Here is a 12,561-nt window from a genome sequence, read left to right on the forward strand (position 1 = left end):
ATGTCATTGCAGACAACGAAGGCGCGAAACGAGTGACAGTTAGTGGCGCAGACCGCTCTTGCGCAGAGCAACGAGCGCCCTCTCCCGAATTCCTTCGAGTAAATTGTGCGGCACTTCACCGCAAAGTTATTGTCCAATTGCGCATGCAAGTCTCACGCGCCTGAGCTCTGAACCGCGAAGCATTATATGCGAGCATTTGACGATGAATGTTCATGCGCGTTACCGCTGACTTGAGCAGGAACGATCTGGGTACCTGACGACGAACGCACCCAATCTGCCGTGATATCGAAGCCAAGAATTCGCAATCGGGAGTTCATCAAGTGCCTTCCCATGATCTGGTAGGCGTCGGCGGCTTGCCTTTTTGCGATGGCTGCAACAATTGCCTCGTGTTCTTCATATACGGTCTCTGATCGAGTTTTGACGCTCTGCTGGGCGAATCCCCCGACAAGTCGCATGCCAAATACAATTTGCGCCCGCAACATATTGAGCGTTGATTCATACATGCTGTTTCGACTTGCTCGTGCCAGCGCGAAATGGAAAGCGAAGTCTGCCTCGCCGAAGCCATCATCGTTCGGCTGACCTGCCACAAGATGCGCTGCATGGTGGATCGCCTGCAGGTCTTCATGCGTGTGTCGCAGCGCCGCAAGAGCAGCTACATCGCATTCTATCGAATAGCGGAACTCGAACGCTTGGATCAGATCAGCCACGTTCTCGATGGGCCGGTACCCACTTGGCTCTACGGATGTGCTGCCAATGACAAAGCTTCCCGATCCTTGACGCGAACCGATAAGGCCATCGGCTCTCAACCGGATCAAAGCTTCACGGACGACCGGCCGCGATACCCCGTGCTTGAGTACGAGTACCGACTCTGGGGGAATTCGGGTGCCTTCGGGCCACTCGCCGCCTTCCACGAGCTGGCGCAGGGTGTCGTAAAGTCGATCCGAAAGCTTAAGCTTTTTTGCCACCGCCCGTTTTCCTATGTTACATATTTGTAAATATAACAGCGAGATTGTTTTACATCAAGGCTATTTTTGCTATTTAGTCAGACATAAGTTGACGTTCAATTGCGTCGCTCCCTACCGGCCCGCATTCGGCGGTATTCACGTTGGTCAACAGAAAGGACTCCAGTGGACACATCATTCACCTACAACGGTCAGGAAATTCCGGCCTACCAGCCACCGGCCTATGGCTACACGTCTGTTATGGTTCATGCGGGGCTCGCTTGGGTAAGCGGCAATGTCCCGAAAACCGGCGACAGCGATCTTTATCCCGGCAAGGTGGGGGCTGATGTAACGCTCGATCAGGCGAAGGCGGCTGCCGTCCTAGCCATACAAAACGCATTGGCAGCGCTGTCCCACACGATCGGCGGACTGGACAACGTGATCCAGATTGTCAAAATCACAGTGTTCGTCGCATCTGCGCCGGGTTTTAATCTACAGCCGCAAGTCGCGGATGCAGCGACCTATTTCCTCCGGGACGTTCTTCAAGAGCGTGGCAGCCATGCGCGCTCTGCTGTAGGCGTGGCTGAACTGCCACGCAATTCGAGTGTCGAAATTGAACTGGTTGCAGCTGTTAAATAGGCCAGTTTGCCGAATGGAACGCGGCATCTCTCCTGCCGCGCTCCCTCCTGTCTGATCAAGCCGGCACAGGTTCAAGGGGAAGTTTTGCACCTTTGATTGCATCCGCGCCGCGCTCGCCAATCATGATAGAAGGCGCATTGGTGTTTCCTGAAACCAGCGTCGGCATGATCGAGGCATCGATAACGCGCAGCCCATCAATGCCGCGCACATTGAGATTGGGGTCAACCACGGCCAAGTCATCCGATCCCATTTTGCAGGTGCCGGCGGGATGGAAGTCGGTCTTGCTCCATTGCCGGACATATGCGCGCAAATCTTCTTCACTCGCTGAAGCGCTGCCAGGCAGATGCTCGGATTTGTAAAGCTTGGAAAATGCCGGCTGAGCAAAAATCTCGCGGGCAATCTTGAAACCATTGATCGTATGCGCCCAATCATTTTGATGTGTCATATATTTCGGATCGATTATCGGCTCATCCGCTGGATTGGCCGAAGCAAGGCTGACTTCCCCACGGCTTTCGGGGCGGAGATAGGCGGTATTCAAGGTCATCCCATGGCCCCTCACTTTCACGCGTCCGTGGTCGATGACATATGCTGGCAGGAAGTGCATTTGGATGTCCGGCCAATCTGTATTGCCGTCAGTAGAAACGAACCCTCCTCCCTCGCAAACGTTGGAAGTGACTGCCCCGGTCCCAAACGCCAGAAATTGCGTGGCGTGCCAGAGCGCCATCAGGCCTTTGTCGTGGCCATTGTATGAGACAGGCTCTCTCAAACTGGCACAGCAATACACGTCCAAATGGTCCTGGAGATTCTTGCCGACACCTGGCAGATCATGACGTACTTCCACTCCGGCTTTCTTCAGCGCACCAGAGGGCCCGACTCCCGAGAGCAGCAGGATCTTTGGCGAATTGATTGCCCCGGCGCACAGGATAACTTCGCTGCCTGCAGCGATCCGGTTGACGTTGCCATTGACGGCAACGTCAACGCCAACTGCCCGCCCCTTCTCAACATGCACCTTGAGCACGCGCGCCTGCGTCTGAACTGTGAGGTTCCTGCGGTCTGAAAAAGGATAGATGAAGGCCTGCGCAGAGCTCGACCGTCGCACCGCACGCTGCGTTACCTGGTAGTATCCGACACCATATTGTTGAGCACCGTTGAAGTCCGTATTGTACGGGTATCCCGCCTGTTGCGCCGCCCTGAGATAAACGCGAGTGAGATCAATCGGCGAGCGCTGGTCGGATACGCCAAGAAGGCCGCCCTGCCCGTGATAGTCGTCAATATACCGCTCGTTGTCTTCGGATTTGCGGAAATAAGGCAATAGATCATCATAGCCCCATCCCTCATTGCCAAGGTCGCGCCACTGATCGTAATCCCGCCGATTTCCGCGGATGTATACCATCGAGTTTACTGAAGACCCGCCTCCGAGAATCTTGCCTTGGGGGAAAAGCAGTCTGCGATTGTTCAGTGCCGTCTGTGGAACGGTCTCCCATTCATAGCGGAATTTCGGTCCCTGCAGCTTGGCATAGCCAGCTGGCCAGCGAACCAAGGGACCGTCATTCTTTTTTCCGAACTCAAGAAGAAGTACGCGCGCGTTGCTGTCTTCACTAAGTCTGGAGGCCACAACACAGCCCGCCGACCCGCCTCCGACGACGATGTAGTCATATTCCCTATCCATCATGATTCCTTTCAGATGGCCTTACCGATCCAGCGCGTTTGATAATTGCCACTGCGAAACTGCACGGTCTTTATGTCCATGAATTCTTCGCAACCCAGCCTGCCGACTTCACGCCCGATACCGCTTGCCCCCACGCCGCCGAACGGCAGCTCGGCTGGACCGTCAAGGTAGGTGTTCACCCAAACGGTACCGGCTTCAAGGCGACGGGCCGCCTGCAACGCGGCGGAAGTGTTGGCTGTCCAGATCCCAGCAGACAAGCCATATTCGGTACCATTCGCAATTTCGAAAGCTTCTTCGAGGGTATCGAAAGTCTGTATCGTGCAAACCGGTCCAAAAATCTCTTCCTGCGCGATCTGCATATTTGCTGCCACGCCCGTGAAAACAGTCGGATCGATATAACGGCCGCCGTTTTCTTCCCGGTGTGTACCTCCGAGCGCGAGCGTAGCTCCTTCGGACTTTCCGATCTCGATGTAACTCAGGATCTTGCGGTACTGCGTTTCGTTGATGATCGGACCCACCAGAACATCGTCTCGCAACGTATCCCCGACCGGAATTTTCCGAGCCGCGTCGACGAATCGACGGGTGAAGTCCGCAGCAATGCCTTTTTGCAACAGCAAGCGTCCGCCCTGATTGCACGATTGGCCAGCATTCAAGAAAGCGCCATGCAACGCGGCGTCGAGCGCGGCATCCAGATCAGCATCGTTCATGACGATATGAGCATTCTTGCCGCCAAGCTCGAGCGAGACCTTTTTCAATCCGTCAGCGCCGATTTTCATGGCGTGCTTTCCGACGCCGGTCGAACCGGTAAACGAGATAATTCCGGTCAGCGGGTTGCGAAGCAGGGCCTCCCCGGTCCCACGACCGCTGCCGGTGACAAAGTTGCAGGCGCCATCGGGCAGTCCTGCTTCTTTGAGGATCGGGCCCAGAAGCAAAGTTGTCGCGGATGTCATTTCGGACGGCTTTACGACCACCGAGCAACCAGCGGCAAGAGCGAATGGAAGCTTCTGGCTGACAATCAAGAATGGAAAATTCCAAGGCGTGATAATGGCAGCCACCCCAATCGGTACGCGCATCGTCAAAGCAAGATAGTCCCGCCCGAGGCCGGCGAAACTATCGCCGGTCAAAGAGCGCGCCTGTGTTGACGCATAGTCCCACAACATCGCGGATCGCTCAATTTCGGCCCGCGCTTGCCGGTATGGCTTTCCACTCTCCACCATCTCGTACCAGGCCAGCTCTTCTAAGTTGGCTCGTATGCCAGCAGCCGCGTGCAGCAGCACGTTCGCCCGCTGCTCGCCGGTGGATTTGCCCCATTCATCTCCGAAAGCATCGTGCGCAGATCGGCAGGCACGGTTCACCATCGCCTGGCTCGTCTGGCGCAGCACTGTCACGGCTTGTCCCGATGCCGGATTGACAACGACAGTTTCCGGGCCGTCGCCTGGCACCCAGGCCCCGTCTATCCAATTGTCAAATTGCCGGGCCTGACTTGGAGGAGTGAAAAGAACGGTCATCTCTGATCCTTGAGTGTGATTTCGACAGTTTTGATGGCAGAAGCACAGAAGTGGCTCATCGGAGCGGCATAAGCGATCAGTTGCCGGCCCCTGCCTTGGTACGAAGGGGGCAGCCCGGCGGCGATTTTTTTGGCAACTGCTGGACTAGCACGGCGGGCAACGTCGCGGTGGTCCTTGCAACACACGAGCTTTCCTTGCGCAGATGATCGTCGTGACACACTTGTATCGTCCTTTGTCGCTCCGTTACGGCGAATGCCATTGCGGCTCCTGCAGAATTGACCCGGGGGAAAGTGCGGCGCCGGTAGCAGCAGCCTTGGCGAATGTCCGTCAAAAACCTGGGCAACGCTAAGAAACTTACTTATTTGTAATTTTAATGTCAATGCAGGTGACGGCGATTCTGGTTTCAAGTTACGAGAAGCGGCCCAAACAAGCGAGTTTTATGCCCATATGGCGCGATCTGTCCAGTATTCCACGTTTCGGCACTCCAGAAGTTGATTGACAAATACTGACCTTTATTACAAATATGCAAATAGGAAGTGGAGCAATTATGAAACCTCGCATCAACAGAGCATCCGCCGACATCGGAGGCACTTTCACCGATATCGTCATCGAAATTGACGGCATCCGCGCCTCAACCAAGGTGCTCACGACCCACCAGGCACCCGAACGCGCCGTTATCGAGGGCGTCTTCGGTCTGCTGCAAAAACAGCGTCTTGGCTTGGCGGACATTGATATTTTTTTGCACGGGACAACGCTCGCTACAAATGCCATCATCGAACGCCGCGGGGCAAGGACGGCCTTGATCACGACCCGAGGCTTTCGCGATACGATCGAAATAGGATCTGAAAGTCGCCACGATCAGTATGACATTTTCATAAAGAAGCCCCAGCCGCTGGTTGGGCGCGGATTGCGTTATACTGTAGCCGAGCGGGTCGCCGCGGATGGGTCGACATTGCTGGCACTTGATGAAAATGAAGTCGAAGCGCTTGCCGAGAAGCTGGAGCAGGCACAGGTTGAATCCATCGCCGTTTCTTTGATTAATGCCTATGCAAACTCTTCACACGAGCAGCGAGTGCGCGAAATCCTATCCGCCCGGCTGCCCCGCACGTATTTCAGTCTTTCAAGCGAGACCTGCCCCGAGATCCGCGAGTACGAAAGGACCTCCACGACAGTAGCAAATGCCTATATTCGTCCGATCATGGCGGGATACCTCGGTCGCCTGAAATCCGAACTGAGCGAAAAGGGGATGAAAGCTCCGATCCTCCTGATGACTTCTGGCGGTGGCCTGACGACTGTGGAACAAGCTGCGGATTATCCAATCCGCCTGGTGGAGTCAGGACCAGCCGGCGGCGCAATTCTTGCCGCAAAGATCGCCCAGGAATGTGCGCTAGATAAAATAATTTCTTTTGACATGGGCGGCACAACCGCGAAAATCTGCCTCATCGATCACGGGGAACCTCTCAAGTCGCGAAGTTTCGAGGTGGATCGAACCGAACGTTTCCTCAAGGGGTCAGGCCTTCCAGTCCGAATCCCGGTAATCGAAATGGTAGAGATCGGCGCCGGCGGCGGTTCCATTGCCCAGGTAGACTCGTTGGGTCGTCTGACCGTCGGACCTGAAAGTGCTTCGTCCGAGCCTGGGCCTGCTTGCTACGGATTAGGTGGTCGTCATGCTACAGTGACAGATGGTGACTTTGTGCTTGGACGCATCGATACGCGCAAGTTCGCCGACGGACGCATGACGCTGCGTCGGGATCTTGCCGAAAAAGCCCTGGCGACCCACGTGGGCGGTGCGCTGTCACTGGGCCCAGTTGAAGCGGCCGCAGCGGTCACGGCGATCGTCGAAGAGAACATGTCGAATGCCAGTCGCGTTCATGCCGCAGAGCACGGCAAGGATCTTCGTCAGCGTGCTATGGTCGCCTTTGGAGGCGCAGCTCCCATGCACGCCGCGCAGTTGGCACGAAAACTATCGCTTGTGAGCGTTGTCATTCCTAAGGGAGCAGGTGTCGGTTCAGCCATTGGGTTCCTTGAGGCGCCTATGGCGTATGAGGTAGTTCGCAGTAGACACAGCCGCCTGGATGCGGTCAACGATGTCGCCATCACTGAACTGCTTGCTTCTATGCAACTTGAGGCCAAAGCGGTCGTATTTCCGGCCGCTCGGGGCCTGCCCATAGATATGCGAGTGTCGGCCTTTCTACGTTACGTCGGCCAGGGCCATGAGCTGGAAGTTGGCATCCCGGTGGTCTCTAATGGCCGTATTGACGCGCGGGAACTAAAGGACGCGTTCGATCAACGATATAGCGAAGTGTTCGGCCGCTTTTTGCCGAACCATGAGATCGAGGTTCTAACTTGGGCAGTGACGGCATCAGCAACGCAGCCCGTGCCTGTCGCCGACCTAGCCCCCATAGGGACGCGTGAGTCGGTGTCGCCTTCAGGGACCACCAACTTCACTGACATGGACGGGATGACAGCGGACGCGCCGATTTATGAACGCACGGAGCTTGCTCCTGGCGTTCTCCTCACCGGTCCATTGGTCGTCACCGAACGTGAGACCAATACTGTTGTGCCAACTGGCTTTACTGTCGAGTGCAACTCATTTGGACACCTTGTCCTGACCAATCTCGCCGCTCAGGCGGCATTATCCGCATGACTCGATTGGAGAAGCAGATGACCGCAAAATCCGAAGCCCAAGCCATCGGCGAAATCGAATTTCAGATCATGTGGAACCGTTTGATCGCGGTCGTCGAAGAGCAAGCACAGGCCTTACGCCGCACCGCGTTTAGTCCAATTGTGCGGGAGTCCGGCGATCTTTCTGCGGGCTACTTCCATCCAGACGGCCGGATGATCGCACAGGCGGTTACCGGTACGCCCGGCCACGTCAACACCATGGCGGCATCTGTGCTGCACTTCCTGAGGATCTACCCCGCTCACTCCATGCACGATGGCGATGTCTATATCACCAACGATCCATGGATGGGCACTGGTCATCTACACGATTTCGTCGCGGTGACACCGGCTTTCTACCAGGGTCAGCTGGTTGGATTGTTCGCCTCGACCTGCCATTTCATGGACGTGGGCGGTATCGGCTTCGGGCCAGACGGCAGAGACGTTTTCGAAGAAGGCTTCTATGTACCGCCACTGCCTCTGATCACAAGCGGCGAAATCGACAAGACGTTGATCACGCTTGCGCGCTCAAATTCACGCTACCCCGCCGAGTTCGAGGGAGACTTGATGTCTTTGGTTGCCTGCAACCAGATCGGTGTGAACCGCCTTTCCGACATGCTCGACGAGTTTGCCCTGCGCGACCTGAATCCACTTTGCGATCAGATTGTCATTCGTTCACGGGCGGCCGCATTGAAAGCGATCTCCACCTTGCCTCAAGGTGTCGCAGAAGCTGAGATGGTAGTTGATGGATACGACCGCCCCGTCACGCTGAAAGCGACTGCCCGTATCGATAGTGACCACATTTCGGTTGATTTTACCGGGACATCCGGATTGTCGGCGCGTGGCATCAATGTGCCCCTCAGCTATGCGCAAGCCTATTCTACCTATGCTATAGCTTGCGCGCTTTTCCCCGACGTTCCCAACAACTCGGGCTCTCTTTCAGTCGTTACCGTAACAGCGCCTGAAGATACGATCGTCAACGCACCGCGTCCGGCCCCCGTGTCATCCCGTCACGTCATCGGTCAAATGCTGCCAGACGTCGTTTATGGCTGCTTGGCGCACCTCGTTCCGGAGCGCGTCCTTGCCGAAGGTGCATCCGCTCTCTGGAACCTCATCCTCGAGGACGCCCACGATGCTTGCCTGACGCAGGGAATTGCTGGCACTCGCCGCTTCTCTGCTCTGTCGGTTCAGACCGGCGGTACAGGCGCACGCTCGCGCCTCGATGGGTTGAGCGCGACGGCGTTTCCTTCCGGCGTCTCAGGCGTGCCAATTGAAATTCTTGAAACACTGACGCCGTTGGTTTTCTGGCGAAAGGAGTTGCGACCCGGTTCCGGGGGTGCTGGTGAGTACCGGGGCGGTCTTGGTCAAAGCATTGAAATTGGCCATAGAGAGGGTCATCCGTTCTATATTTACGCTGCTCTCGACCGCATCCAGAACCCCGCACGCGGCCGGTTCGGTGGCGAGAATGGCGGCCCCGGGAAGGTCGCACTCAAGTCCGGTGGCATTCTCAAGGGGAAGGGTAAACAACTTGTACCGGCGGGTGACCGTCTCGTCGTCGAGACGCCGGGCGGAGGTGGTTATGGGCCGTCCGCCAAACGAGATGCCGAGAGTCTGGCAGCTGACCGCCAGAACGGCATCACCGAGCAAATGAGGAAACCATGAGCGATATAACTTTCTCAGACGAAACGCGCGCCAAGCTGAAAACGGTCTCGACCGCTTCTATCGCTACAGCGCTTTACAGGCGCGGGATGCGTAACCAATTCATACAGGGAGTTGTGCCTGTCGCTGCCAAGGACGAGAATATGGTGGGTCCGGCTTTCACGCTGCGGTACATTCCTGCACGCGAAGATCGCAACCCGATCACTGTCTTTCGCAATCCAGAACACCCTCAGCGAGTTGCAGTGGAAACCTGCCCACCTGGCCATGTGCTCATCATGGACGCGCGCAAGGACGCGCGCGCGGCCACCGCAGGGTCAATTTTGATCACACGACTTGCACTTCGTGGCGCCGCTGGGGTTGTCTCGGACGGGGGGTTCCGCGATGCTGAAGGCATAGGCGCGCTCGACATGCCAGCCTATTTTGCCAGGCCGTCTGCCCCAACAAACCTGACGCTGCATGAGGCCTTGGATATCAACGTGCCAATCTCCTGTGGTGATGCACCGGTATTTCCGGGCGACATACTGGTCGGCGACAAAGATGGCGTCATGGTGATTCCCGCGCATCTTGCTGACGAGGTTGCCGAAGAATGCACCGGCATGGAAAGCTTCGAGGAATTTGTTTTAGAAGAGGTTCGTGCCGGAGCGCCAATCATCGGCCTTTATCCCTGCACAAAGGAAGAAAACCAACAGAAATATGAAGCGTGGCGGACAACATCCGCCCGATAAGATCGGCGCTTTTTCTCCTCCCTGGTAACCGCGTAGAGGGCTGCCGATTGAATTCCGCAGCCCTTCCCGACGAGGGAGCTATTGCGCCCGGCAAAGCGAACACAATGCTTCTCTGAACTTGAACCCGGCCTGGCACATGCGTTTTCGCCAGGGACAGTCGAACTGGTTGACCGGCCTGCAATACGGCAGAGGCAGCCTTTTGCCATATGGCGTTAGCGGTACTCACTAGGCATCGGCAGCTCGCACGGGTCCTTGCGTCTCCCGACCAGCCGGTTTGTGATCAATATCTTCAAGAGCTGTAATTATTTTTGAGAAACCCTTTTCTCAACGTCGATCTTACGCTATAACCAGGTGAGAAACCGGTTTCTCAAGCCTGGAGCTGTACTTGTCCCGCATCAACCTGTCAGAGCGAGTGACTATCTATGATGTTGCTGCGGCAGCGGGCGTGAGCACCGCCACGGCGTCAAAGGCGCTCAATGACACGGGCCGTATGTCGGCAGAGACCCGCGACCGCATCAGACGAGTTGCGCGGGAGCTCGGATTTCGGCCCAACGCATTGGCCCGCAGTTTGACCCGCAAGCGCAGTTTTACAGTGGGGCTGCTCACAGACGACACCTACGGCCGCTTCACACTTCCTGTCATGGCCGGCATCTCCGAAGGGTTGATCGATCACGGCGTCTCCGTTTTCCTGTGTGCAGTCGAAGACAATCCTGCACTTGCCAAGGTCCATGTGGACGCCATGCTTGACAAGCAGGTCGATGGCATCATTGCCACTGGCAAGCGCATCGACAAACCTCTGCCTGTCGATCTGTCCCACCTTTCGGTTCCGGTCGTCTACGCGCTGACGGCGGCGCCGCTGGAGGCGGTGACGTTTGTCCCGGACGACCGGCAGGGCGCCCAGGAGGCGGTCGACCATCTTATTGCAGCGGGCAGAACCAAGATCGTTCACATTACCGGTCCGGGCAGTTTCAGAGTGGTCCAGGAACGTGCCAGCGCATTCGCGGAGACAATGCAATCTGCAGGCCTTCCTGTCTCCCAAGCTGCAATCCTGCAAGGAACCTGGTCTGAGCGGTGGGGTCATGAGGCGGTGGAAGCACTCTGGTCCGGAGAAAATCACCCCGATGGCATCTTCTGCGGTAACGACCAGATAGCACGAGGCGTGATAGACGCGCTTCGGGAGCGGACGATCGAAGTTCCGACAGACGTCTCTGTGGTCGGATTCGACAATTGGGAGATTGTTGCCGAACAAACGCGCCCTCCCCTGACCACAGTCGACATGAATTTGAAGGAACTCGGACGGCAGGCCGGCCAGGCGCTCGTGCGCCTTGTCAATGGCGAAACCGTCGAGCAAGGACTTTGGAAGTTGCCATGTATGCTGGTTGTTCGTGGCTCATGATGACTTGGCAAGAAAATAGCAGGCCAGACTCAGTTCAATAACCACGGCTTTACAGGGAGGAGACCCAATCATGAAGCTGCTCAAGATTATGACACTTGCCGCGACGGCGCTGGGCGTACTGTCGACGTGCGCCCTTGCGCAAGAGAAGGTGACGATGTGGTCGCGCTCGACCAGCGAAGCGTTCATGCCTGCGCTGATCAAAGCGTTCAATGCCTCCCATGAGACACAGATCGAACTGCAGATCGTGCCCTCCAGCGAAATGGTGCAGAAATACGCCACCGCCGCGGCCGGCGGTTCCGCGCCTGACTTCGTTTCGCTCGACCTTGTCTACGCACCGGCTTTCGCCAAGTCAGGGGCGCTTGAAGACTTGACTGATCTTGCCAAGAGCCTGCCCTATTTCGATCAGCTATCGAAAGCTCATGTCGGAACTGGCACCTATGATGGCAGGATCTATGCATTGCCGATGTCGGCGGATGCATCCGTTCTGCTTTGGAACAAAAGACTGTTCAAGCAGGCCGGACTCGATCCGGAAAAGGGGCCAACCAATTGGTCTGAAATCGAAGAGGCAGCAGGTAAGGTCAACGCGCTGGGCGGCGATGTTCACGGCTTTTATTTCTCGGGCGCGTGCGGCGGCTGCAACGCCTTCACTTTCATGCCTCTCATTTGGGCGTCCGGCGGCGACATTCTGGTCGATGATGGCAAGCGTGCGACCATCGATACTCCCCAGATGCACGAGGCGATCAATTTCTATCGCAATTTGGTGGCCAAGGGTCTTGTTCCCGAAAGTGCAAAGACAGATTCAGGCAAGAACTTCTTCGGCGGTTTTGCAACCGACAAGATCGGCCTGTCACCCATCGGCGCTTTCGCAATTGGCAATCTGGTCAAGAACTATCCAACGGTCGAATTCGGTGTCACCTTCATTCCTGGTAAGAACGGGGGCAAAGCGTCTTTCGCCGGCGGCGACAATTTTGTGGTTACAGCCGGCCGAGACAATACCAAGGCCGCAAAGGAGTTTTTGGAATTCGTCTACTCGATAGAGGGACAAACCCTCCTTGCAAAGGGCGGAAGCCTGCCGACTCGCGCCGACATCGCCGCCGAGGCAATCAAGTCGCTGGACGAGCGCTATCAAATTGCAACTGAGGCCATGAAGATTGGCCGCACCCCCTCATCTCCCGTCTATAATGACATCATCAACAGCAGTACCGGTCCATGGAAGCAGATGTTAAACGAGGCTTTTTTTGGTGACGATGCTAGGGGATCTGTTGCCAAGGCGCAGGCCGCGATGCAGTCGATCCTCGACTCCTCGAACTAAGCAATTGACTGCATTCGGAGTCCCCTCCCGACTTCGGATGCCGGCCCGGAC

9 protein-coding genes are annotated in these 12,561 nt (G+C 56.5%); 6 read left to right on the top strand and 3 right to left on the bottom strand.

Going from position 1 to position 12,561, the window contains the following annotated elements:
• Window positions 1-182: 182 nt before the first annotated feature.
• On the bottom strand, window positions 183-965 hold the full coding sequence (locus tag CU100_RS17305) for a FadR/GntR family transcriptional regulator (RefSeq protein WP_106717805.1): 783 nt from the start codon (window positions 963-965) through the stop codon (window positions 183-185).
• Between the two features lie 162 nt (window positions 966-1,127).
• Between CU100_RS17305 and CU100_RS17310 the strand changes: the two genes are divergently transcribed.
• Window positions 1,128-1,580, top strand: a complete 453-nt coding sequence (locus tag CU100_RS17310; protein ID WP_210204099.1) for a RidA family protein — start codon at window positions 1,128-1,130, stop codon at window positions 1,578-1,580.
• A gap of 55 nt (window positions 1,581-1,635) precedes the next feature.
• Here the strand turns inward: CU100_RS17310 and CU100_RS17315 are convergent, their stop codons facing one another.
• Window positions 1,636-3,252, bottom strand: a complete 1,617-nt coding sequence (locus tag CU100_RS17315) for a GMC family oxidoreductase (RefSeq protein WP_106717806.1) — start codon at window positions 3,250-3,252, stop codon at window positions 1,636-1,638.
• A gap of 8 nt (window positions 3,253-3,260) precedes the next feature.
• Complete coding sequence (locus CU100_RS17320; RefSeq protein ID WP_106717807.1) at window positions 3,261-4,757, bottom strand: aldehyde dehydrogenase family protein; 1,497 nt, start codon at window positions 4,755-4,757, stop codon at window positions 3,261-3,263.
• Window positions 4,758-5,304: 547 nt separating this feature from the next.
• Between CU100_RS17320 and CU100_RS17325 the strand changes: the two genes are divergently transcribed.
• The 5 genes from CU100_RS17325 to CU100_RS17345 all read left to right on the top strand — a co-directional run bounded on the left by CU100_RS17325 (window position 5,305) and on the right by CU100_RS17345 (window position 12,510).
• Window positions 5,305-7,404, top strand: coding sequence for a hydantoinase/oxoprolinase family protein (locus CU100_RS17325; protein WP_106717808.1), 2,100 nt, complete (start codon window positions 5,305-5,307; stop codon window positions 7,402-7,404).
• Between the two features lie 17 nt (window positions 7,405-7,421).
• Window positions 7,422-9,080: a hydantoinase B/oxoprolinase family protein gene (locus CU100_RS17330; RefSeq protein ID WP_106717809.1), complete on the top strand. Its 1,659-nt coding sequence runs from the start codon at window positions 7,422-7,424 to the stop codon at window positions 9,078-9,080.
• The gene (locus CU100_RS17335) at window positions 9,077-9,802 is read left to right on the top strand and encodes a ribonuclease activity regulator RraA (protein ID WP_106717810.1); all 726 of its coding nucleotides are present in this window, start codon (window positions 9,077-9,079) and stop codon (window positions 9,800-9,802) included. Before CU100_RS17330 ends, CU100_RS17335 begins: the two co-directional genes overlap by 4 nt.
• 385 nt (window positions 9,803-10,187) lie before the next feature.
• Window positions 10,188-11,198 (top strand): LacI family DNA-binding transcriptional regulator, encoded by a 1,011-nt coding sequence (locus tag CU100_RS17340; protein WP_106717811.1) that lies wholly within the window; start codon window positions 10,188-10,190, stop codon window positions 11,196-11,198.
• A gap of 70 nt (window positions 11,199-11,268) precedes the next feature.
• Window positions 11,269-12,510 carry an ABC transporter substrate-binding protein gene (locus tag CU100_RS17345; RefSeq protein ID WP_106717812.1) on the top strand — a complete coding sequence of 414 codons (1,242 nt, stop codon included), beginning with the start codon at window positions 11,269-11,271 and terminating at the stop codon, window positions 12,508-12,510.
• The last annotated feature ends 51 nt before the right edge of the window (window positions 12,511-12,561 follow it).

It is taken from the genome of Phyllobacterium endophyticum, from assembly GCF_003010935.1.
Lineage (GTDB): Bacteria > Pseudomonadota > Alphaproteobacteria > Rhizobiales > Rhizobiaceae > Phyllobacterium > Phyllobacterium endophyticum.